Source organism: Brasilonema angustatum (assembly GCF_059505445.1).
The window spans coordinates 26308-47749 of record NZ_JCACKO010000004.1 but is presented as its reverse complement, the minus strand read 5'-3'; the positions used below and the strand labels follow the sequence as shown (position 1 = coordinate 47749).

23 protein-coding genes are annotated in these 21442 nt (G+C 43.6%); 15 read left to right on the top strand and 8 right to left on the bottom strand.

All coding sequences use genetic code 11. From position 1 onward, the window contains the following. The first annotated feature begins 21 nt into the window (after positions 1-21). Positions 22-3462: an alpha-mannosidase gene (locus AC5JM2_RS00655; protein WP_495832987.1), complete on the top strand. Its 3441-nt coding sequence runs from the start codon at positions 22-24 to the stop codon at positions 3460-3462. A gap of 43 nt (positions 3463-3505) precedes the next feature. On the opposite strand, the gene psbN is transcribed toward AC5JM2_RS00655, so the two are convergent. Then, a complete protein-coding gene (gene psbN / locus AC5JM2_RS00650; RefSeq protein WP_169263313.1) occupies positions 3506-3637 on the bottom strand; it encodes a photosystem II reaction center protein PsbN in 132 nt (43 codons plus the stop codon). Positions 3638-3720: 83 nt separating this feature from the next. Here psbN and psbH point away from each other — a divergent pair, with 83 nt between their 5' ends. After that, positions 3721-3927, top strand: a complete 207-nt coding sequence (gene psbH, locus AC5JM2_RS00645) for a photosystem II reaction center phosphoprotein PsbH (protein WP_169263314.1) — start codon at positions 3721-3723, stop codon at positions 3925-3927. 307 nt (positions 3928-4234) lie between these two features. On the opposite strand, the gene AC5JM2_RS00640 is transcribed toward psbH, so the two are convergent. Further along, positions 4235-5257 carry an AraC family transcriptional regulator gene (locus tag AC5JM2_RS00640; RefSeq protein ID WP_495832986.1) on the bottom strand — a complete coding sequence of 341 codons (1023 nt, stop codon included), beginning with the start codon at positions 5255-5257 and terminating at the stop codon, positions 4235-4237. Between the two features lie 640 nt (positions 5258-5897). Here AC5JM2_RS00640 and AC5JM2_RS00635 point away from each other — a divergent pair. Beyond that, positions 5898-6884, top strand: a complete 987-nt coding sequence (locus tag AC5JM2_RS00635) for an aldo/keto reductase (RefSeq protein ID WP_495832985.1) — start codon at positions 5898-5900, stop codon at positions 6882-6884. 29 nt (positions 6885-6913) lie between these two features. Continuing rightward, entirely contained in the window at positions 6914-7654 is a 741-nt protein-coding gene (locus AC5JM2_RS00630) for a carboxymuconolactone decarboxylase family protein (RefSeq protein ID WP_495832984.1), read from the top strand. Between the two features lie 3 nt (positions 7655-7657). On the opposite strand, the gene AC5JM2_RS00625 is transcribed toward AC5JM2_RS00630, so the two are convergent. Next, the gene (locus AC5JM2_RS00625) at positions 7658-7792 is read right to left on the bottom strand and encodes a hypothetical protein (protein WP_495832983.1); all 135 of its coding nucleotides are present in this window, start codon (positions 7790-7792) and stop codon (positions 7658-7660) included. Between the two features lie 18 nt (positions 7793-7810). On the opposite strand from AC5JM2_RS00625, the gene AC5JM2_RS00620 reads away from it, so the two are divergent. After that, the gene (locus AC5JM2_RS00620; protein ID WP_495832982.1) at positions 7811-8245 is read left to right on the top strand and encodes a putative quinol monooxygenase; all 435 of its coding nucleotides are present in this window, start codon (positions 7811-7813) and stop codon (positions 8243-8245) included. Positions 8246-8290: 45 nt separating this feature from the next. Beyond that, complete coding sequence (locus AC5JM2_RS00615) at positions 8291-8560, top strand: alpha/beta hydrolase fold domain-containing protein (protein ID WP_495832981.1); 270 nt, start codon at positions 8291-8293, stop codon at positions 8558-8560. 27 nt (positions 8561-8587) lie between these two features. Here the strand turns inward: AC5JM2_RS00615 and AC5JM2_RS00610 are convergent, their stop codons facing one another. Next, complete coding sequence (locus AC5JM2_RS00610; protein WP_495832980.1) at positions 8588-8851, bottom strand: hypothetical protein; 264 nt, start codon at positions 8849-8851, stop codon at positions 8588-8590. A 174-nt stretch (positions 8852-9025) separates the two neighbouring features. Here AC5JM2_RS00610 and AC5JM2_RS00605 point away from each other — a divergent pair, with 174 nt between their 5' ends. Both AC5JM2_RS00605 and pth read left to right on the top strand, forming a co-directional pair. Further along, positions 9026-9322, top strand: coding sequence for a TatA/E family twin arginine-targeting protein translocase (locus tag AC5JM2_RS00605; protein ID WP_210613000.1), 297 nt, complete (start codon positions 9026-9028; stop codon positions 9320-9322). Between the two features lie 12 nt (positions 9323-9334). Continuing rightward, a complete protein-coding gene (gene pth, locus AC5JM2_RS00600) occupies positions 9335-9976 on the top strand; it encodes an aminoacyl-tRNA hydrolase (RefSeq protein ID WP_495832979.1) in 642 nt (213 codons plus the stop codon). 287 nt (positions 9977-10263) lie between these two features. Here the strand turns inward: pth and rpsU are convergent, their stop codons facing one another. Together rpsU and rsmI are read right to left on the bottom strand one after the other, a co-directional pair. Beyond that, positions 10264-10443, bottom strand: coding sequence for a 30S ribosomal protein S21 (gene rpsU / locus AC5JM2_RS00595; RefSeq protein WP_171977719.1), 180 nt, complete (start codon positions 10441-10443; stop codon positions 10264-10266). A 121-nt stretch (positions 10444-10564) separates the two neighbouring features. Continuing rightward, entirely contained in the window at positions 10565-11425 is an 861-nt protein-coding gene (rsmI, locus tag AC5JM2_RS00590; RefSeq protein ID WP_495832978.1) for a 16S rRNA (cytidine(1402)-2'-O)-methyltransferase, read from the bottom strand. A gap of 116 nt (positions 11426-11541) precedes the next feature. On the opposite strand from rsmI, the gene AC5JM2_RS00585 reads away from it, so the two are divergent. From AC5JM2_RS00585 to AC5JM2_RS00565, 5 genes are all read left to right on the top strand, one after another. After that, the gene (locus tag AC5JM2_RS00585) at positions 11542-12903 is read left to right on the top strand and encodes a TrpB-like pyridoxal phosphate-dependent enzyme (protein ID WP_495832977.1); all 1362 of its coding nucleotides are present in this window, start codon (positions 11542-11544) and stop codon (positions 12901-12903) included. Positions 12904-12908: 5 nt separating this feature from the next. After that, complete coding sequence (locus tag AC5JM2_RS00580) at positions 12909-13772, top strand: sugar kinase (RefSeq protein ID WP_495832976.1); 864 nt, start codon at positions 12909-12911, stop codon at positions 13770-13772. A 46-nt stretch (positions 13773-13818) separates the two neighbouring features. Continuing rightward, positions 13819-14664 carry a 3'(2'),5'-bisphosphate nucleotidase CysQ family protein gene (locus AC5JM2_RS00575; RefSeq protein WP_495832975.1) on the top strand — a complete coding sequence of 282 codons (846 nt, stop codon included), beginning with the start codon at positions 13819-13821 and terminating at the stop codon, positions 14662-14664. A gap of 176 nt (positions 14665-14840) precedes the next feature. Then, a complete protein-coding gene (locus AC5JM2_RS00570) occupies positions 14841-15026 on the top strand; it encodes a hypothetical protein (RefSeq protein WP_495832974.1) in 186 nt (61 codons plus the stop codon). Between the two features lie 212 nt (positions 15027-15238). Further along, positions 15239-16090, top strand: a complete 852-nt coding sequence (locus AC5JM2_RS00565) for an ABC transporter ATP-binding protein (protein WP_495832973.1) — start codon at positions 15239-15241, stop codon at positions 16088-16090. Between the two features lie 2 nt (positions 16091-16092). On the opposite strand, the gene AC5JM2_RS00560 is transcribed toward AC5JM2_RS00565, so the two are convergent. Then, on the bottom strand, positions 16093-16776 hold the full coding sequence (locus AC5JM2_RS00560; protein WP_495832972.1) for a tetratricopeptide repeat protein: 684 nt from the start codon (positions 16774-16776) through the stop codon (positions 16093-16095). Between the two features lie 256 nt (positions 16777-17032). On the opposite strand from AC5JM2_RS00560, the gene AC5JM2_RS00555 reads away from it, so the two are divergent. Further along, positions 17033-17359: a YbjQ family protein gene (locus AC5JM2_RS00555; protein WP_495832971.1), complete on the top strand. Its 327-nt coding sequence runs from the start codon at positions 17033-17035 to the stop codon at positions 17357-17359. Between the two features lie 477 nt (positions 17360-17836). Further along, positions 17837-18472 carry a hypothetical protein gene (locus AC5JM2_RS00550; RefSeq protein ID WP_495832970.1) on the top strand — a complete coding sequence of 212 codons (636 nt, stop codon included), beginning with the start codon at positions 17837-17839 and terminating at the stop codon, positions 18470-18472. A 458-nt stretch (positions 18473-18930) separates the two neighbouring features. Here the strand turns inward: AC5JM2_RS00550 and AC5JM2_RS00545 are convergent, their stop codons facing one another. Next, positions 18931-21033 (bottom strand): NACHT domain-containing protein, encoded by a 2103-nt coding sequence (locus AC5JM2_RS00545; RefSeq protein ID WP_495832969.1) that lies wholly within the window; start codon positions 21031-21033, stop codon positions 18931-18933. Positions 21034-21442 lie beyond the last annotated feature (409 nt).

Sequence of the window (21442 nt, the reverse complement as noted above, 5' to 3'; positions counted from 1 at the left end):
ACCAAACAATAAATCGAAACGATGATTGATGATTATGAGTTTCCTCATCTTAGCGAAATTATGACCTCTCCAGTATCTCAAGCTAATACTAAATTTATCTTGGAAGCAATTGAAAAATTGCGCTCCTATGTAAGAGTAAATAATTTGTCATCCTGGCAATGCTTGGAAGCTGACTTGCCCTTCGGGTTCGCAGTCGCCTGCGGAGAGAAAACGCCAGGTGCTACAACGGGGGGAACCCCAACGCCAGATACCTACGGAAGGAAACCCTCCTGCAGTACTGGCTCCGCAACGCACTGGCTCCCCTCCCGCAGCGCTGTCTCACCCGTGGCTGATATTAGCACCTGCGACTTTTCGCTTTGGAGTCTTGCCAAGTTAAACGCCAAAGGACACATTGCTTGGGCTCTTGGGCAAAATGTGCTATGGTTGGTGCAAAAATTAGTTATTCCCCAAGATTTACAGGGTTACCCGCTACAAGGTTTGTCTTTGCGGCTATCACTGGTTTGGTGGGCAGATTCTGCTCAAGTTTATGTTAATGGGAAGTTAGTACTTGAGGGAGATTTGTTTGATAGTTCGCCAAGGGTACTACTGAATGATGCGGTGACACCAGGAGATGAATTTATCATAGCTCTGCGTTTGGTGAGTCCGGGGCATTGTGATGGTGCTCTTGTTAAGTCGCTGCTGATTTATGAGTCTACGGATGAGAATCGCCCAGATCCCGGTTTTGTGGCTGATGAGTTGGCTGTGACGCAGCGGTTTTTGGAAACTTTTGAGCCGCAGAGGTTGGAGGATTTGGCGGAGAGTGTGGCGGGGATAGATTGGGAAACGAACCGCCAAAACGCCAAGGACGCCAAGGAAGATAAGAAAGAGTTTGAGAATTCTTTGTTTACGGTTCGTCAGAGGTTGCTGGAATCGAAGATTCAAAATCTTAATTCAAAGATTTACTTATTAGGTCATGCTCATCTTGATTTAGCATGGCTTTGGCCTGTGAGTGAAACTTGGAAGGCTGCACAAAGTACTTTTGAGTCGGTTCTTAAACTTCAGCAAGATTTTCCGGAGTTGATTTTTTGTCATTCTTCGCCGGTGCTTTATGCTTGGATTGAAGAACATCGCCCGGATTTGTTTGATGCGATTCAAGAAGCGGTAAAAGCTGGGCGTTGGGAAGTTGTGGGAGGTTTTTGGGTTGAACCGGAGTTGAATTTAATAGCAGGTGAATCTATTGTCCGTCAGTTGTTGTATGGTCAGCGCTATGTGTTGGAGAAATTTGGCAAGCTTTCTCCTGTGGTGTGGGTACCAGATAGTTTCGGTTTTTGTGCAACTTTGCCGCAGTTTTTCGCGAGTGCTGGTGTTGAGTATTTCGTGACTCAGAAGTTGCGCTGGAATGATACGACGAAGTTTGATTATGGTGCTTTTTGGTGGCGATCGCCTGACGGTAGTCAAGTCTTTAGCTATATGTCTGCGCTTGTTGGTGAAGGTATCGACCCAGTTAAAATGGCATCCTACGCCTGTGAATGGCAAACCCAAACAGGTCTTTGTGATGCTCTTTGGCTTCCTGGCGTGGGTGACCACGGCGGCGGTCCCACTCGTGATATGTTGGAAACTGCCCAGCGTTGGCAAAAATCTCCTTTGTTCCCGAAGCTAGAATTTACGACTGCCGAAAATTACTTACAGCAAATCAAGAATAGACAAGAAAATAATTCTCCCCCTACTCCCCCTACTCCCCCTACTTCCTCTGCTTCCCCTTCCTCATTCCCCACTTGGGAAGACGAACTCTATCTAGAATTCCATCGCGGCTGTTATACCACCCACGCTGACCAAAAACGTTGGAATCGTCGTTGTGAAGGATTATTGTACCAAGCAGAACTGTTTGCGGCTTTGGCAACAATTAGCTCTGGGGTGACATATCCGAAAGCTGAACTAGAAGCAGCCTGGAAAAAGGTCTTATTTAATCAGTTTCACGATATTCTGCCTGGTTCTTCGATTAATCAAGTTTATGCGGATGCGCTTCCAACTTGGCAGGAGGTGGAGAAAGTTGGCAATGACATATTGCAGGAGTCTTTGAGTTATCTTGCATCCCAAATAAACTTAAGCGAGCCGCCCCAACCCGATGCTGTACCAATTTTCGTCTTTAACTCCCTGAATTGGCAGCGCTCTTCGGTTGTCGCTGTTGAGCTACCATTACCTCACTTGGATGCTTGCGTTTATAATCTCGAAGGAGAACTTTTGCCTTCCCAACTGAGCAACGACTCAAAGCTGCTGTTTATAGCAAGCGATGTTCCCTCTGTTGGCTATCGCGTTTTTTGGCTTTGTCCTCAACTGCCTAAAAAAGGCAATAACATAACCCAGTCTGATGATACCAATTCGAGTTTGCGAAAGCAAGAATATTTTGATCGAAAAAGATTGACTTTTGAAAATGAGTTTTTGCGGGTAACTGTTGACGAAGAAACTGGTAATTTGTCGAGTCTTTTTGACAAAGTTAATGATAGAGAAGTTCTAAGCGGCGCTGGAAATCAATTACAAGCTTTCCAAGATAGTGGTCAATATTGGGATGCTTGGAATATTGACCCGAACTATTTTGAGCATCCTTTACCACCAACGCAGCTAAAATCTATTGAGTGGCCCGAAACTGGACCTGTGCAAACTCGTCTGCGTGTGGTGCGCCAGCTGGGTGAATCAGAGTTTTGCTGTGATTACATATTACAAGGGCGATCGCCAATCCTGAAAATAGCCACAACTGTCAACTGGCAGGAACGTAACTGTTTGGTGAAAGCTGCTTTTCCATTAAATCTAGAGGCAGACTTTGCCACTTATGAAATTCCTTGTGGGACGATTCGCCGTCCGACCAAACCCGAAACTCCAGCAGAAAAGGCAAAATGGGAAGTCCCGGCTTTACGTTGGGCAGATTTGACAACTCCCGCCACCGTTAACAATGAAGATACATACGGTGTTAGTCTGTTAAACGATTGTAAGTATGGGTACGACAGCCAATCCAATCAATTACGCTTAAGTCTGTTACGCAGTCCAAATTGGCCTGACGAGGAAGCAGACAAAGGATTTCATGAATTTACTTATGCTTTGTATCCTCATGCTGGTAGCTGGGAATCAGCCCATACAATCAGACACGGTTATGAATTGCATCTACCAATGGAAGTAATGATGTTGAGTTCCAAACATCACCAGAACAAAAAATCTTTACCGCCAGTTGGTCGTTTATTAGATTTGTCGGCTGACAACTTGATATTAATGGCGTTTAAGCAAGCAGAAGACAACCCAAAACAATGGATTATCCGATGTTATGAATGTCACGGACAAACAGCCGATTTGCAGTTACAAAGTGATTTGGGGTTGACTCTGGGAGAGTCAGTGGACTTGTTAGAGCACTCTTTGCCCACACCCGAATTCTCATCTGGGCAACAAATCTTTACAATTCAACCTTGGAAAATTAGCAGCTTTAGGGTTAGCTGAGGGGTTTGTGATTGTGTTTAACACAATCACAAACCCATGAACTTTAATCTTCGTGATCTTCAAAGGGATCGCTCAATTCCTTACCAGGAGGGCCAAAAGAGGTATAGATGGAGAACGCCGTAATGAAGATCACAACAGCGCCGACAGAAATACTAAGAACTATTGCGGGTTCCATAACAAGTATCGATTATGTGTCCTATTCCTATAGAATATTACAGAAGATTAAAAAATGCTTTGGCAACTCATCTTAGGTGAACTATGGCACAAAGGACGCAATTAGGAGATATCCTCAAACCTTTAAACTCTGAGTATGGTAAAGTGACTCCAGGTTGGGGTACTACCCCCGTGATGGCTGTTTTTATTCTGCTATTTTTCGTGTTTCTGTTGATTATTCTGCAACTCTATAACAAGTCCTTCACGATCCAAGATGTTTTGGTTGACTGGCGGGCTTTGGGCGTTAAATGATGTTTCTAGTCCAAAAACCTGGATAACAATATGTTACTCCACACCCGGCTCCCGTCCGGGTTTTTTTGTCAGTTGTCAGGCTTGAGTTTAGACTCGCACTCCCCTAAAGTATGCATGAAAAACCGAGAACGCGTAGCGAACTTCAAGTTAAAATAGCAAATTAAACCTTTCAAGAAACACAGGGAACAGGGAACAGGGAACAGGAAAGAAGGTGTTTTTTTCATTCGTAGCGGGTGGCTGTCGCCGCCAGTGCCCCTGCTCCTAAGACACAAAAACATTCAGCATACGGTGCTCTACACCAAATGCTTTAACGATTTCTGGCAAGATGCCCGGCGTCTTGAGGAGATCGTATTGAACTAGCAGTCTCCCTAACAGATTCTCGCAGGCGTTCTACATCACGCATCGGTGGTGCACCAAAGAGCCGCTTGTACTCTCGGTTGAAGTGCGAGGCATCGTCATAACCCACTCGGTAAGCAGCACTGGTAGCGTCAAGGTTTTGCCCCAGCATCAGACGGCGAGCCTCCTGGAGACGCACTTGCTTCTGGAACTGCAAAGGACTCATTGCAGTGACAGACTTGAAGTGATGGTGGAAGCCTGAGACACTCATTCCAAGCTCTCGTGCGATGCTTTCAATCTTGATCGGCTCCTTAAAGTCTTTACGAAGTCGCTCGACGGCAAGAGCGATGTGGTGGGTGTAGCCACCTAGAACGGCAATATGACGAAGCCGCGCGCCTTGCTCTCCAATCAGGAGTCGGTAAATGATTTCCCGTGCGACCAGCGGCATCAGAACCCGCGCTTCGGCGGGCGTGTCCAACAGCCGAACGAGCCGGACAACGGCATCGAGCAGCGGCGCATCTAGTGGACTCACGTCGATCGCTTTGACATTGGCACGACTTTGGGATGCGGGATAGCCCGCCTCGACCATAACTGAACCGACCAGGGTGGAATCGAGATCGAGGCGAAGGCTCAGGCACGGTTGCGCTTTAGATGCTTCCAGAATTTGGCTCATAATCGGCAGTTCGACCGTCGCCAGCAGATAATGTGCAGGGTCGTATTGATAGCGATCGTTACCTAAAAGCACTTCTTTACTGCCCTGGGCGATTACACAAAAGGCTGGGACAGAGACAGCATGACAGGCTTCCATAGGCGAGGAGAATCGGTGAAGATGCAAGCCCTTCAGCGGCTCGATCGCCCCATCAGCGCGAATCGTCTGTGAGATGCGCTCAACCAATTCGTCTCGGTTGGCTTGCACTCTGTCTGCCTCGCGCTTTGCCTGCTGGTCGTTCATGAAATCCATATCGGCATTTTTACTTGTTTTGACAGCATTCATTTTTAAGTTTTGCAGGATTGTACAACAATTTTAGACGATCGTTTTATTGCTTTGTCCTTGAGGATGCTTAAAATGAAGCTAAAGCAATGAAAAATGATTTCGGCTTCTTGTAAGCATTGTGGATTTTTATTTAAGAGAAAATGCAGTTTTGATGACCAAGAGACTGGCCTGTTCGCAACCATGCAGGGCATCAAGTGAAGGAATTAGAAAATGGATATCAAACGAAGTGGCTCACAGCCTTCCGCTAAAGGACCCGACGAGTATTTTACGGGCACTGTCCGCGTTGATCCCCTGTTCGAGGCACACGAGCCAGCACGCACGTCTGGTGCCAGTGTGACGTTCGAGCCTGGTGCTCGGACTGCATGGCACACCCACCCGTTGGGGCCGTCGTCTGGCTGTGTTCGGATGCATCCTCCTTCGTCGTCGGGCACGCCCTGGTCGTCGATGGCGGTCAAACCGTGTAGTGACGGCAACCCAGGCAACACCGCGTCGGGCACGCCCTGGTCGTCGATGGCGGTCAAACCGTGTAGTGACGGCAACCCAGGCAACACCGCTTCACGAGTGATAGGCAAGAAGCCAGCTTTGGCAGGGGACGAGACTCGCCTGCTGGCAACAAAATTAGGAGAAGAGGAGAAACAGAATGCAGTACAAGCATCTCGGCCGCACCGGACTACAGGTCAGCCGGCTCGGTCTGGGCACCATGAACTTCGGGGAGCTGACGGACGAAACCACCAGCTTCAAGATCATGGATGAGGCTCTGGAAGTCGGCATCAACTATATGGACACCGCAGATGTGTACGGGGGTCCCCAGTCCCCGGACATGGAGAAGGGCTACGGCATCTCCGAGGAGATCATCGGGCGGTGGCTGTCTCAGGGCGGGCGGCGCGATCAAATCGTCCTGGCGACTAAAGTGTACCAGCCGATGGGTCACAGCCCGAATGATCGCCACCTTTCGGCGTATCACATCCGAAAAGCCTGCGAAGACAGCTTACGTCGGTTGCAGACTGATCACATCGACCTCTACCAGATGCACCACGTTGATCGGCGCACGCCCTGGGAGGAGATTTGGCAGGCAATGGAACTCCTGGTACAGCAAGGCAAGGTAATCTACATCGGCAGCAGCAACTTCGCTGGCTGGGACATCGCCACCGCGCAGAATATTGCCGCGTCGCGCAATTTCCTGGGGTTAGTGTCGGAGCAGAGCCTTTACAACCTGACTGCCCGCACCGTTGAGCTAGAGGTCATCCCAGCGCTTCGGTACTACGGCATCGGTCTTGTTCCGTGGAGTCCCCTCGGCAACGGGCTACTGGCAGGCGTCCTGCGGAAGGTGAGCGAAGGTCGCCGAGCCAAGCCGAAGATGCAGCAACAGATCGATCGGCATCGAGCGCAGATCGAGGACTACGAGGCACTCTGTGAAAAGCTCGATGAGCGACCCGCCGATATCGCATTGGCTTGGCTGTTGCACAATCCTGCCGTCACGGCTCCGATCATCGGACCCCGCACTGTGGAACAACTAACCGAGAGCTTGCGGGCTTTGGAGATCTCTCTGTCGGACGAGACACTCCGCCGGCTCGACGAGATCTGGCCTGGTCCCGGCGGCGAGGCACCCAAAGCATACGCCTGGTAGAACGCAGCGCTGTTGAGGAGGCAGTTCCAATGAAAAAGCTCATCGTATTCTTAGCGCTGGTGTCTGTTGTGATATTTAGCCTTTTATTTTTGTCGGAGGCACAAACAATGAACAATGATCAAACCTTAAACGCACGACAACAAAGCATTGTCACGATCTCCGCCTTCACCGCCAACGGCGATTTGGAAAATCTGCGAAAAGCCTTAAATGGCGGACTTGATGCCGGGCTGACCGTTAATGAAGTCAAAGAAGTTTTGGTTCAAATGTATGCCTACTGCGGTTTTCCGCGCAGCTTAAACGGTATCAACACATTTATGGCAGCGTTGAAAGAAAGAAAAAATAAGGGCATTGCTGATACACAGGGAAAAACGGCAACGCCGATTAATGATACTGGCGACAAATACGAGCGAGGCAGAAAGACATTGGAAATGCTCACTGGACAGCCCCAATCCAAGCCTGCCAAAGGTTTCGGTGAATTTAGTCCGACGATTGACCGCTTTTTGAAAGAGCATTTGTTCGCCGATATTTTCGACAGCGATATTTTGAACTATCAGCAGCGCGAACTAGCCACTATTTCAGCACTCGCCGCAATGCCGGGTGTCGAATCGCAATTAGAATCTCATTTGTCAATGGGAATGAATACCGGGCTGACGGAAAGCGGGTTAAGAGAGGCTTTTGGTTTGATCGAAAAAAACATCAGCCGACAGCAAGCTGAAACAGCCAGAAAATCCTTGGCGAAAGTTATTGCTGCCAGACAAAAAAAGCAGTAGCACTCATTCGGCGAACTGTTTGCCGAAAGTAATTTTAATATCCGAGAGAAGGGAAGAAAAATAACGGCAGGCTTCATCGGTGATCGGCAGCGCACAACAAGTAATTGTTAAAAGCTTGCCGTTATTTTTAGACTTCATCGTCGTGAACCAAAGAACATGGATAAAGTTATCGTCTGTTTTCAAAAAATAGTTATTTCTTTAATTCTGATAATTATGCTTGTCAGTTGCAGCGCGGCTTCCGCCCAGCAAAAAGAGATAATGGTGCGTATCTCGGAAATTGAAATAGATTCCAATTATCTCAATGAGTACAAAGCCATTCTGAAAGAAGAATCTGAAGCGTCAGTCAGATTGGAACCGGGGGTTATTTCGATTTTCCCGATGTATCAAAAAGAAAATCCGACTGAGGTTAGGATTCTAGAAATCTACGCCAGCCGCGAAGCATACGAGTCACATCTCAAAACCCCGCATTTCCAACACTATAAAACCACAACGCTGAAAATGGTCAAATCGCTGAAGTTGGTTGATATGGAAACGATAGACGCAAAGACGATGACTAAAATATTCAAAAAGATGGAAAAAGGTGGAAAATGAGTTCAGAAAATAAACAATTCACAGCAGAAAATTTAAAGCGGATAAATGAAGCTGAGCTTTGTGAAATATTACGCCCGCAGTGAAGCTGATCGATTTGAACCGTATTTCTCACCAATCCTGGCAGAGAACTTAAGTCATCTTCCTCCTGCGTTGATTATCACGGCTGAATATGATCCCCTACAGGACCAGAAGCAGAAGTACGCCCAACGATTGCACGACTCTGGCAATCAAGTTCGCTTAATCGATTATTCTGTAGGACTTACGCAAGCGTCACAATATAAGGTCAACTGGCACATATATTTCACATTGAGATAAATGCTCGTAAATATTGATTTATAAACGTTATAGCCAAATTATACCCCAATACGGTTCAGTTAAGACATTTATTCGTTGAGACAGCAGGGGAGATGGGGAGATGGGGAGCAGGGGAGATGAAGAGTTAACGTCCATTACCATTAGTTCTTTCGCCTCTGCTCCTCTGCTCCTCTGCTCCTCTGCCTGCCTCAACAGATTAATTTCCTGAACTGAACTGTATTGAATTATACCCATGTGATAGTTGGAAGAAAAATGTGCCAGTTGCGTAAGTCCTGTTCTGGTATGGTGCATGGCTTTTTAAGTTTTCCTCCCTTTTGCCCTGAAGCTTTGCCTGCATTTGCAGAGATTGCAACTTATGTTGGAGCATTAAGTCACTAAAATTATGATCGCAGCAATGACGGTAACTATTGATTAAACTACATATGTGGGTTTCCAATGCGGTTTTTGATGTGACTGGAGAAAAACATGAATGTATTTGGTATCGGTTTGCCGGAGATGGCTGTAATCTTTGTGGTAGCACTGTTAATATTTGGTCCGAAAAAGCTACCAGAAGTTGGTCGCAGTCTAGGAAAAGCAATTCGCGGTTTTCAAGAAGCTTCTAAGGAGTTTCAAAACGAGTTTCAAAAAGAAGCAGTTGAGTTGCAAGAAGCAGTGAAAACGACTGCTGAACTAGATACCAAGCAAACAACTCAACCAGAAACTAAGCAAATAGAAGCAACTAAGTTGGAGCAAGACACTGCGAGTTCTGCCCAAAAAAGCTAGACAGAAGGCAAAATGACAGAAGCTGTTGCTAAAAAAACTTTGGTCATTCCCCAACTAATTGTCGGGTTGGGGAACCCAGAACCCAAGTATGATCAAACACGCCACAATATTGGTTTTGCTGCTATAGACGCGATATCTCGTTCTTGGAAGATTCCTTTGGCAGAAAATCGCAAGTTTCAAGGCGAATATGGCGAAGGAATTGCACCAAATAGAGAGAAAATCCGTTTGTTGAAGCCACTGACTTATATGAATCTTTCAGGACAAGCAATGCAAGCCGTGACAAGCTGGTATAAGCTGCAACCTGAGTTAGTTCTAGTTATTTATGATGATATGGATTTGCCTTTGGGAAAAACTCGCTTGCGCTTATCTGGTTCAGCTGGAGGACATAATGGTATGAAAAGCGCGATCGCACACCTTGGGACACAAAACTTTCCTCGTTTACGTATCGGCATTGGTAAACCAAAAAATGCAGCGAGTAACGACGAACATGGTACTGTTTCTCATGTCTTAGGACGATTTTCTGCTGCTGAAAATCAGATGGTTTCTGTTGTACTACAGTTTGTGGTTGAATGCGTAGAACTCAGCCTGAAGCAGGGAGTAGAAAAGGCGATGAATGTCTGTAATAGCCGCTCTTTTGATAGTTCGCAATCTTAGGTGTATTTTTGACATTCCCACTACTGAAATAGGTGAGCTAAGCTCACCTATTTCAAAAAGAAGTAGAATTGTTGGGCTGAGTACGACCGTTCTTCACTTAAAATATTACACATAAGACATGAGTTTCTGACTCACTTGGCGTATTCTATGGTTTTTAAAACCGACTAAATCGTACCCCTGTAGGGGGTACGATTCATGTTGTCTAATTTTTATATCAAGGCTACCGAATCTATTTAAGCTTATCTAACATACTGAACGTAGTCAAGCAACGTCAGTTCCAATTCGGTTTATCTCATACTTCGCTTGCGTCTTGCAGCTACAGCCTTGCGTTTACGTTTTTCTAATGGTGTTTCAAAGTGTCTGTGAAACTTGACATCAGCTAAGATTCCTGCTTTGGAAACTTGCCGTTTAAATCGACGCAAAGCCGAATCAATTCCTTCATTGTCTCCTAAAAGCACCTGGGTCATTCTTCTTCCTCATGAACAATACTCTCATTGTAGTGCGACTGCAACCGGGAGCGAAACTCCCCTTGACAAAAGTAGGAGAAAGGGAAAAGTAGAGGGAATCAGGGAAGAAGAAGATTGATGACTAATGACTATCTTGATCGGGCATTTTGATAGAAAGAGCTAATTGATATAATTGACGACGGGGAAAGGAAATTTCTTTTGCTAACTGACGGCTGGCTTGCGATCGCGATATTCCCTGACTCATGATCTTTTGTAACTCTGCTTTGAGTTCTTCTTCTGAAAGTTGCGGTTGAGTGGGTGGTGTTCCTGCCACAACTAAAGTGTATTCACCTTGAGGTTCGCGTTGGGTGTAATGAAGAATTGCTGATTCAATACTTCCCCGCCAAAATTCTTCATACAACTTAGTTAACTCCCGCGCGATGACAATTTGACGAGTGTTTCCAAAGACTTCTGCTAAATCTTCCAAAGTTTCGCGTAGGCGGTGGGGAGACTCGTAGAAAATGAGTGTGCGAGGTTCTATTTTCAGGGATTCTAAGTGCGATCGCCTTTGTTGACTTTTAACTGGTAAAAATCCTTCAAAAACAAATTTATCCGTTGGTAATCCAGCTGCACTTAATGCAGTCATTGCTGCATTTGCACCAGGGATTGGCACAACTGTTATCCCAGCCTCAACAGAAACTTTCACCAATTCATACCCAGGATCAGAAATTCCTGGTATACCTGCATCAGTCACCAGGGCGATCGCTTTACCGTTACTGAGTTGCTCTAATAACTCTGGAATCCGACTGTTACGGTTGTGTTCGTGGTAACTCACCTGTGGCGTTGTCACTTGAAAATGTTGTAACAATCTACCAGTGTGGCGTGTATCTTCCGCCGCAATCAGATCCACTGTCTGCAAAATTTTCACTGCCCGGAATGTCATATCTTCCAGGTTACCAATAGGTGTGCCGACAACGTAAAGTGTTCCTGGTTTGATATCCATGAATAAGTATTATCTTGTGTGTTGACTGGAGTTTATAGCAGTTTTCAAGTGTGTGTATTCTATCCAGCGAAAAGCGTACGATAGAAAGAAAAATTTCTTGTAGTCACTTTTCAGCAATGGACACGATCAAATACACGCTTAGTGAAAACCAAATGCCACAGTCCTGGTATAATATCCAGGCTGATTTACCCACGCCGATGGCACCAGTGCTACACCCTGCTACACATCAGCCAATTACAGCAAAAGACTTAGAACCCCTTTTTCCAGCGGCGCTAATTTCGCAGGAGGTTACCACTGAACGCTGGATTGAAATTCCTGAGGAAGTACAATCCATTTACCGTCAGTGGCGACCAACTCCACTTTACCGCGCCCGACGCCTAGAGCAAGCTCTTGATACCCCAGCCAAAATTTACTACAAGTACGAAGGTGTCAGTCCAGCTGGTAGCCACAAACCCAATACAGCGATTCCACAGGCTTATTACAACAAGCAAGCAGGGGTAAAGCGCCTGACAACAGAAACTGGTGCAGGGCAATGGGGTTCTTCGCTGGCAGTTGCTGGTGCTTTTTTTGGCTTAGAAATCGTGGTTTACATGGTAAAAGTGAGCTATCGGCAAAAGCCATATCGTCGTGCTTTTATGGAATCTTTTGGTGCGCGTGTCATAGCTAGCCCCAGTGATGAAACAGAAGCAGGGCGAAAGATTCTCCAAGAAAATCCTGATAGCACAGGCAGTTTGGGCATTGCCATCAGTGAAGCGGTAGAAGTCGCAGTTCAAGATGAGCAGACAAAATATGCATTAGGTAGCGTGTTGAATCATGTGCTACATCATCAAACTGTGATCGGTCAAGAAGCCCTGACACAACTAGAACAAGCAGGTGACTATCCTGATATTATCGTCGGTTGTACAGGTGGCGGTAGTAACTTTGCTGGTATTGCCTTTCCCTTCATGGGTGCAAAGCTGCGCGGTGAGCAGAATAATATCAAATTTGTGGCAGTTGAACCGGCTGCTTGCCCAACCTTAACTAAGGGCAAATATACATATGACTTTGGTGATACAGCACATCTCACTCCTCTTGTCAAGATGCACACTTTGGGCAGTTCCTTTATTCCCCAAGGCATCCATGCAGGCGGGTTGCGGTATCATGGGATGGCACCTTTGCTGAGTCACGTTGTAGATTTGGGTTTGATTGAAACAAGAGCTTTCACACAACTTGATTGTTTTACGGCGGGCTTAACTTTTGCCCGTGCTGAAGGGATTTTGCCTGCGCCTGAAGCTAATCATGCAGTCAAGGGTGCGATTGATGAAGCACTACGCTGCAAGGAAGAAGGAGTCAGTAAAACCATTCTATTCAATTTGTGCGGTCACGGTCACTTCGATATGCAAGCGTACATGGATTATCAGGCAGGATTGTTACGCGATACTGAATATAGTGCTGAAGAAATAGCGATGGCGCTGTCAGGCTTGCCTGTGATTCGTTGAACTATATGGAAAAACATGGGTTATTTGTCGGTTTAGTCACCTTAGATTTGATTTACCTTGCCCAATCTCCTCCTCAGAGTAATCAGAAAATAGTCGCTGCTGACTACACTGTTGCTGCAGGTGGTCCAGCAACAAACGCGGCTGTTACTTTCAGTCATTTGGGTAATCAAGCAACAGTGTTGGGTATAGTTGGTTCTCACCCAATGACGCAGTTGATAAAAGGAGATTTAGCAAATTACAAAGTTGAAATAATTGACCTTGATCCCAACACACAAAACGCACCACCAGTTTCTTCTATCATTGTCACCCAAGCAACTGGTGAACGCGCAGTCGTTTCCATAAACGCTGTCAAAACTCAAGCAAACCGTGAATCTATTTCGCCAGAAATTTTACAAGACGTTAACATTGTTTTGATAGATGGACATCAAATGGCTGTTGGAAGTGAAATTGCCCAAATAGCTAAAGCGAGGAATATCCCAGTTGTCATTGATGGTGGTAGTTGGAAAAACGGGTTTGATAAAGTTTTACCTTTTGTAGACTACGCTATTTGTTCTGCTAATTTTCATCCGCCCAACTGCGAGACTGAAGATAAGGTTTTTAGCTATCTCAGTGGATTTGGTATTTGTCACATTGCTATCACTCATGGAGAAAAACCGATTCGATATCTCGAAGATGGAAAAGCTGGCGTTATAGATGTACCAGCTGTTCAAGCTGTTGATACACTGGGGGCTGGAGATATTTTCCACGGTGCTTTTTGTCATCATATTTTACAGGAAAGTTTTATCACTGCGTTGCAGCAAGCAGCTCATATGACTTCTTTCTCTTGTCAATTTTTTGGCACACGCCGCTGGATGCATTTCCAACAGTAGATTGCTGACTTTACAATAGGCACCGGACAATGGGACAAAGCGATAAATGAAAGACCTAGAAAAAATTTTAGAACTAGCTCGTTCCGTGGGTTGGGGAGCAACAGATAGACTACGATTTTACTACCACCAGACCGACAACATAGAAGTACAGTATAAACAAAATGAAAATGAGCCTGTCACTATTGCAGATGTAAATGTCAATAATTACATCCTGGAGAATCTGCAAGGAGTTTTGGGCAAAGAGGATTTTGCTTACATTAGCGAAGAAACTTACAAAGGGGAACAAGCTAAACAAGAATGGGTATGGATCATTGACCCTTTGGATGGTACACGAGATTTTATCGAAAAAACCGGGGAATATGCTATCCACATCGCGTTGGTGCAGGGAACACGCCCAGTGCTTGCTGTGGTAGCAGTACCTGAAGCAGAAAAGTTGTACTATGCCATAAAGGGAGGCGGCGCTTTTGTAGAAACGCGCGATCGCGATAGCAAAACTTTACCACTACAAGTCTCGTCACGAGAACGCATTGAGGATTTAACTTTAGTTGTCAGTCGTAGCCACCGTAACGAAAGATTAAATTACCTACTGCAACACCTACCATGTCAAAATCAGAAAGCAGTTGGTAGTGTAGGCGGCAAAATTGCTGCAATCGTCGAACAACGAGCAGATGTTTATATTTCTCTGTCTGGTAAGTCTGCTCCCAAAGATTGGGATATAGCAGCTCCAGAACTGATTTTAACAGAAGCTGGTGGCCAGTTTACTCATTTTGATGGTACGCCGTTGCAATATAACACTGGTGATGTGAATCAGTGGGGTGGTTTGCTTGCAAGCAACGGTCAGTATCACGAGGTGCTGTGTCGGGAAGCCGAAAGGATTTTAGCGGGCTTTTAAAGTTATTTAGAACAGCAGATAGACGTAGAGAAACATGGATAAATTATCTGCATCTATCTGCGGTTTCATATTAAAAAAAAGTTCAACATCATATAGTCAATCTTGAATTGCTATATAATGAAGGTTTCCACTCTTTATTGTTATCTGGGTCAGCTACTGTATTAGGAATGGAACGTATGAAAAGACAGCATCGAACTACAGTCGTTAATGAACGATTGAGAGACATCATAGCCCAAGTAGAGTCTACATCGGATACGAACCATCTTAAGTTACTTGAGCCTTCTCAGCCCGTACAGATGTTGCCAAACACGAGTCGTTCTGGTGGTGAGGATAAGACTCCTAATCGAAACAATTGTAACTAATTTTGGCAAAAGCAACAAATAGATAGATCACAAGTTAGTTTGACATCGCTTGGTCAAATCTTGCTGATTAGTTATCCCCTTGCCATCATAGTATAAAAGGCAGGGGATTATTTTGTGTTGCAAAAATATTTAGTGTAAATTTCAATTTTAAGCGTTTTCATCTGGCACAATGGTCACAATATGTGATCAAATTTTCTCTTGCCAAGCTATCCATGACTGTTGCTGTTCATTTAGAAAACGTCCACAAAAGTTACAATAACATTCCTGTAGTGAATGACCTCTCATTCACTATCAATGCGGGAGAAATGTTTGGTCTACTTGGTCCGAATGGTGCAGGGAAATCTACCACAATTCGGATGTTAACCACATTGACAAAACCAACCCAGGGGCAGATAGAGGTATTTGGATATGATGTCGTCAGTCAACCCATACTAGCAAAACAGCGTCTTGGTGTTGTGTTGCAAGCAGTTAGTGTAGATGGAGATTTGACAGTATGGGAAAATATGGAGCTGCACGCAAGGCTACATCACATTGCCAATCCTGGGCGACAGCGCCTAATTGATCAATGGCTAGAGTATGTTGATCTCGCACCTAGACGTAATAGCTTAGTAAAAACTCTGTCTGGAGGTATGAAGCGGCGGCTGCAGATAGCTAGGGCTTTGTTGCATCAACCGCAAATTCTGTTTCTAGATGAACCCACAGTGGGACTAGATCCTCAAACAAGGCGACGTCTTTGGGAAATTATTCGGGATTTGAACAAGCAAGGGATGACGATGCTGCTTACGACTCATTATATGGATGAGGTGGAGTATTTGTGCGACCGCATTGGCATTATGGACGGCGGAAAATTAATATCTCTTGGCACTCTACAAGAGTTACGCTCTACTCATGGTGAGGGTTTAGTTATCAAGCAAGTAGGAGAACGTTGGGAATATGTTTTTTTCCCAACTTTGGAAGATGCTAACTCGTATCTTAATCAACAAGAAAACAAAACTGGCATGATGGTTCGTCCTTCTAACTTGGAAGATATCTTTGTTGAATTAACCGGACGCAAGTTGGACTAATTTTATCCTTTCAAAGTTCGTAGCACCGCTTCTATCCTGACTACGCCATCCTGTTTACCTTGCTTTTGGTATAAACTCCTCGCTTGTTGAAATGCTGCGATCGCATCTTTTGATTTACCCTGCTTCATTAAGATGTTACCCCGCAACTCATAAACCTGGGGATTTTTGGGATCAAGGCTAACAGCTTGTTCGTATGCCCATTTCACATTGTCCTTCTCTCCCAAACGCAATAGAACTGTAGCCAACCCTATATAAGCATTGACGTTACTCCGGTTACTTTGAATGGCACGCCGGTAGGCGTCCTTTGCTGCCTTATTGTCTCCTAAATTACCACTGACATAACCCAAAGCATATTGATAATCGCTATTATTCGGATTTAAGGCAACAGCACGACGGTAAGCTTGTAGTGATGAGGGAAAATTTCCTTGTAAGGCGTAGAGGTAGCCAATGCCAGAATAAATCGTAGCGTTTTTTGGCTCCAGAGTGGATGCTCTTTGATAAAGAGCGATCGCCCCATTATAATCACCACTATCTACTAATTTGCGTCCTTCCTGTAAAAGTCCTTTTATCTCTTCGCTACTTTGTTGTTGTGGTAATGCATCTTGAGCTTGAGCAACCAAAGGGATTGTTGCCAGAAAGCTCCCTACTAAAAGAACACTTACTATAAATGATGTTCGTTTGTACACAGTAAATTACCTAAAAGTCCCTGCAACTTTTTTTCCACAATCTCCGTGGCTGATTGTCTATTAAAACAGATTTATTTGATTTTGCAAGATCTCTAAGTTTATATTTACAAAATATTTACGATAATTTTCTTTTTTTTTTTGAGATTACAATAAATTAACAGTTTTTTTCATAAAATCTGCTTTCCAAGTATCTGCTTCGACGTTTAAAAATCCAAGCAGGAGTATGAGCTGATAGTTACCTTTTTGAGGGAAATCTATGATAGTAACCACAACTGATGTCATTCAAGGAGCCGTCATTCAGTCATATTTAGGCATCGTGACGGCGGAAGTTGTCTACGGTAGCAATTTCTTACGAGATTTTTTTGCTAGCATCCGGGATGTTGTTGGCGGGCGCACAGGTAGCTACGAACGCCTCTTTGAGGAAGGACAACGTAAGGCTATACAAGAATTAGAGCGACGGGCATTACGTCTAGGGGCAGATGCTGTTGTTGGTATCGAAGTCGATACTGGCACAATCAATGTTGACCAATCAGGTGTTCTCATGCTTATTACTGCTACAGGTACTGCGGTGAAACTGCGTTAGCAGTTATAGCAATCCGATTTGATGAGTGTGAATCACAAAGTGGAGATAGGGAACAGGGAACAGGCAACAGGCAACAGGGAACAGTGAACAGTGAACAATTGATCACTGGTACTGCGGGTACTTGGTAACTGGTAACTGATGGCTGTTAACTGTTCACTGATAACTATTTACAACTTGATGAAAGACACTAATTTATCATTCCCATTAAATGACTAGAGATAGAATCAAAACATAATGAAGTTATGTTGATTGCTATTGTGAAATTATGTTAATTTTTTCAGAGAGTTTTTCATTTGATCAAAGTATGATCACTGAAAAAAACATCGTGGACAATCATGATAGTTATGTGACTAAAGATATAGTGATTAATTATTTCTGATGATAGAGATAAAAAACTTTTATATGTAGTCTAATTGTAATCATTAGCATAAATAGCTAGAAAAAAGTTTACTGGAGCACTAAGGGATAAATAGTCTTATGTCATATACAAATCGAGTAGGTGATGAGGTGATTGGCGAGCCTGTAGTAGTAGCTCGAACAGCTGATTATCACGATCGCGTTCGTTGGGGTCCTATACTTTCTGGTTTATTAATTGCCCTAGCAACTCAATTAATTTTAAGTTCTATTTTTGCTGCGATCGGAGCAGGTACTGTTGAAGCTTCAGGTAGACCGAGAACAATCGCTTCAGATGTCACAGGTAATGTTGGCATTTGGTCTACTATTGGTTTATTAATTTCACTATTTACTGGTGGTTGGGTAATGGCTCGTGCTTGTGGTCCGATGAACCGCAACACAGCTCTTCTCAACGGTGCAATACTTTGGGCAACAACATTAGCAGTTGGCTCTTGGTTACTAGCAAGCGGAGTATCCGGCGCTTTTGGTGTTGCTGCTTCTAATGCTGGTGCTGTGGTTAACCAAGTGCAACAGCAAGGTGGTGTGAATATACCGCAAAACACACCTAACGTAAGTGCTCAACAGGCGAGAGAAATTGCAGCAAATGTACGTTCCGGTTTATGGTGGTTTGTCTTTGGTTCCTTGTTAGGTTTACTTACTTCAATGATTGGAGCTGCAACTGGAACTCGCAGTCCACGTACTAATAATTACGTCTCATAACTTCTTTTTAAAAAGCTGTTTAGACAAATTAATGTCTCAACCTTCTTTACACAGTGCCTTTATTAAGGTGCTTTTTTTTGTTAAGTAGTTCAATATAATTAAATGTAAAATGTCCGCAGCGAGTGCAACCAATACGCGCATAAGATCCCTCCACCTGCGGCGATCGCCTTAAAAAGGGGGTAAAAGAAGGTTAAAAGCCCCCCTTTTTAAGGGGGGTTGGGGGGATCTCCTGACATGAACAAACTAACCAAACCGTATTGCTATAGGACTCCTATTTGATTTTTGAACGACACGTAGGGTGGGCAGTGCTTAGCAAAACCTGGATGTTGTCAGCAAAATACGATAAGCACTGCCCACCCTACAATACTGGCTCCCCAACCTACACATTTTTGTTTTTTGGGCAAAACCCGAGCAGTATTGCGAACCGTATTGCCTACACCCCTGCGCATCTTAAAAGTTTAAATATCTAGTTTATTCAATCCCATTCCGCACTGCGTACAGAACTTGCAATTAGTAGAATTATGATGACCGCAACTGGTACATGAAATATAATCTGGAATTAAAACAGAAGTTGCTACTGTAGTTTCTTGAATAGGTGCTAGATTCCTTGGAACAGAGTAATCGGCAAAGTGCTGGCGTAACAAGTCATGCATAAACCGATAGCCGCCCCCTACTCGTTGTAGAAATAGGCGATTGGTGCAGTAGTCAAGAAACTTGGCATAATTCCAAGGAGCGTAACCATTAGCCCAGAGAATTACGCGTAAAACAAAATGTTGGATGAGCGGTGTTAGCTTTTCAGGCATTGCAACTAACAGCCCAAACAATAATCCAAACACTGCACTAAAAGTTAAGTCTTGTAGAGGTTGGAATTTTTTTGTTACTATAATAACTATTAATGTAACCAAGAAAGCACTACTCGTTAATATAATAATAGTGTCATTAACTAATAAGCGAATTCCTTGATTAGGAATAGTTTTATTTTCAATCGGTTGCCTATTTATCACAGTTATTAAGCCGAAATTTAGTACTAAAGTTATTACTAGAATAAGCTCTTCAGTGTTCAATGAAGTAAATCCTGAAATCAATCCGACAATCAGAAAAAACAAAAAGTTTTTTAAAGAAAACTTTCTAGCATTAACTGTTTCAATTTGGCTTACAATCCCAAAAAATGGTATGAGTATAATCGTATTTATATCGAAATATGAAATTATTTCTGAACTCACTGTTGAAATTATCGTTGAAATCATCTCTAAATTCACCTCTGATTTCACTCTTAAATTAATCGCTATAAACAGCCCTTTCATCACCCCTGGATACAGCTTTAGTAAAAATAGGTTTACAATAATAAAATAAACAAATTTTAGATTTGCTTTACTCAACCAAGTTGGTTGAATTACGTCAAGAAAAAACTCATTGACATTTTGCTCATTTAACCTTTGCGCTAACCAACTTAACCAGTGTTTAGTCTTTTCTAAATCAGGTTTTTTATTTCTATATTTACGTTTTAGCATTCTACTAACGTAAGTCTCAAACAGATAGTTTAGACGTTCTTCAGAAGACTTTAACCGCTGCCACGTTTCTATTGATAGTTCTTGAGCCGAATGTACAATAATATTTAATAGAAGTGGTGTTTTAGCTAACTTACTTAACTCTTCATCCTGATTAATACTGTCACACAACTGTAAATTATCTGTGTTTTGTAAATATTGGTTGACTTGCTCTTGAGTAAAAGGGCATAGTTCCAAAGAATTATTTAGTTGAAGTAAAGCTTTATAACGTTGATACTCTTGTTTCCGACTGCAAATAACTAAAGGATTGCTCCATCCCGTGTTTATAAAATTATTAATTTTGACGACGCATTTTTCTTGACGTTCTGCCGCTAATTCATCTAACCCATCTAAAAGGGGTAGAATTTCTTGATTTTCTACTAACTGTTTACCAATATCTTTCCGTACTCCATATTTATGTTTAAGTTGGTCTACTAACCAATCTTTAATACTGTGACTATCACTTTTCCAAGAAGATAAACTAAATAACGTTGGAATTGGATGTGTTGAGTCATTTTTAGCACGTTTGACTAGTTCCTCAGCTAATTTAAGAAGCATGGTAGTTTTTCCAACACCAGGCTCCCCCAGAATTAATAATCTGCCTGCAATATCAGGTAAGTCATAAACTGTTGTTATTTCTGTATTGGTTAAATGAATTTTTGGTGTGGAGCCAACCTTTATCTCACTTGCCCAAGGTAATTCAATCTCAGACGGATTTTGGTCTGTATCTTGGACAATATAAATCCGATTATGGAGAGAGGTACTTATCCGACTTTCAACTTCATTGCTGACTTGTTTTAACAGTATTTGCCGTATATGATTTCTGGTTTTGGGATTGAGTAATTCATTACTAGCTCTTCGTCCAAAGGAAAAATTCACAGTATTGCGAATATCGCCGCCTATACGTCCAGCATTAACGTTCTGGGCATCGATAAACCCACCTGCAAACTGGGAATTGCGTAAGTCATTATTAGAGACTTTTCCAGGGTCTTTGGGGTCTTCTGACTCCGGCATGGCTTGTTTGGGCGTTGTTGGTTGTCTGTATTATATATGTCTCCACCTCTATCTGCTTTGATTCCAGGTGAAGGAGAATATTAGTCAAGTGAGTTTAATTTTGCGAGCTACTTATGTCTGATTAACTGAATTAAGTAGGTGGAAAAAAGTTCTGTGTGTCCGCAGCGAGTGTAACGAAGTAAAACCAATGCTGCAGGAAACTGGCTTAGCTCAGATCTTGCACCATAATTCTTGTCCGCCAAGAAATAAATTTCTTGGCTCAAAGCTCAAGTAAGCTAAAGCTCACTGGATATGCGTTTCAGTCCGTTTTAACTCCTAACTTGCACATTTTAGAACCGTTATACAGTAAGGCTTTGAGAAATCTTATAAAAATGTGCTTGTTTCATATTTTGCGGGAGCGTTAATCGCG

What these genes read in the sequence shown, in the direction of transcription:
- AC5JM2_RS00655 (WP_495832987.1), top strand. Translation starts at nt 22, where the DNA reads ATGATTGATGATTATGAGTTTCCTCATCTTAGCGAAATTATGACCTCT.
- psbN (WP_169263313.1), bottom strand. Translation starts at nt 3,637, where the DNA reads ATGGAACCCGCAATAGTTCTTAGTATTTCTGTCGGCGCTGTTGTGATC.
- psbH (WP_169263314.1), top strand. Translation starts at nt 3,721, where the DNA reads ATGGCACAAAGGACGCAATTAGGAGATATCCTCAAACCTTTAAACTCT.
- AC5JM2_RS00640 (WP_495832986.1), bottom strand. Translation starts at nt 5,257, where the DNA reads ATGAATGCTGTCAAAACAAGTAAAAATGCCGATATGGATTTCATGAAC.
- AC5JM2_RS00635 (WP_495832985.1), top strand. Translation starts at nt 5,898, where the DNA reads ATGCAGTACAAGCATCTCGGCCGCACCGGACTACAGGTCAGCCGGCTC.
- AC5JM2_RS00630 (WP_495832984.1), top strand. Translation starts at nt 6,914, where the DNA reads ATGAAAAAGCTCATCGTATTCTTAGCGCTGGTGTCTGTTGTGATATTT.
- AC5JM2_RS00625 (WP_495832983.1), bottom strand. Translation starts at nt 7,792, where the DNA reads ATGAAGTCTAAAAATAACGGCAAGCTTTTAACAATTACTTGTTGTGCG.
- AC5JM2_RS00620 (WP_495832982.1), top strand. Translation starts at nt 7,811, where the DNA reads ATGGATAAAGTTATCGTCTGTTTTCAAAAAATAGTTATTTCTTTAATT.
- AC5JM2_RS00615 (WP_495832981.1), top strand. Translation starts at nt 8,291, where the DNA reads ATGAAGCTGAGCTTTGTGAAATATTACGCCCGCAGTGAAGCTGATCGA.
- AC5JM2_RS00610 (WP_495832980.1), bottom strand. Translation starts at nt 8,851, where the DNA reads ATGCACCATACCAGAACAGGACTTACGCAACTGGCACATTTTTCTTCC.
- AC5JM2_RS00605 (WP_210613000.1), top strand. Translation starts at nt 9,026, where the DNA reads ATGAATGTATTTGGTATCGGTTTGCCGGAGATGGCTGTAATCTTTGTG.
- pth (WP_495832979.1), top strand. Translation starts at nt 9,335, where the DNA reads ATGACAGAAGCTGTTGCTAAAAAAACTTTGGTCATTCCCCAACTAATT.
- rpsU (WP_171977719.1), bottom strand. Translation starts at nt 10,443, where the DNA reads ATGACCCAGGTGCTTTTAGGAGACAATGAAGGAATTGATTCGGCTTTG.
- rsmI (WP_495832978.1), bottom strand. Translation starts at nt 11,425, where the DNA reads ATGGATATCAAACCAGGAACACTTTACGTTGTCGGCACACCTATTGGT.
- AC5JM2_RS00585 (WP_495832977.1), top strand. Translation starts at nt 11,542, where the DNA reads ATGGACACGATCAAATACACGCTTAGTGAAAACCAAATGCCACAGTCC.
- AC5JM2_RS00580 (WP_495832976.1), top strand. Translation starts at nt 12,909, where the DNA reads ATGGAAAAACATGGGTTATTTGTCGGTTTAGTCACCTTAGATTTGATT.
- AC5JM2_RS00575 (WP_495832975.1), top strand. Translation starts at nt 13,819, where the DNA reads ATGAAAGACCTAGAAAAAATTTTAGAACTAGCTCGTTCCGTGGGTTGG.
- AC5JM2_RS00570 (WP_495832974.1), top strand. Translation starts at nt 14,841, where the DNA reads ATGAAAAGACAGCATCGAACTACAGTCGTTAATGAACGATTGAGAGAC.
- AC5JM2_RS00565 (WP_495832973.1), top strand. Translation starts at nt 15,239, where the DNA reads ATGACTGTTGCTGTTCATTTAGAAAACGTCCACAAAAGTTACAATAAC.
- AC5JM2_RS00555 (WP_495832971.1), top strand. Translation starts at nt 17,033, where the DNA reads ATGATAGTAACCACAACTGATGTCATTCAAGGAGCCGTCATTCAGTCA.
- AC5JM2_RS00550 (WP_495832970.1), top strand. Translation starts at nt 17,837, where the DNA reads ATGTCATATACAAATCGAGTAGGTGATGAGGTGATTGGCGAGCCTGTA.
- AC5JM2_RS00545 (WP_495832969.1), bottom strand. Translation starts at nt 21,033, where the DNA reads ATGCCGGAGTCAGAAGACCCCAAAGACCCTGGAAAAGTCTCTAATAAT.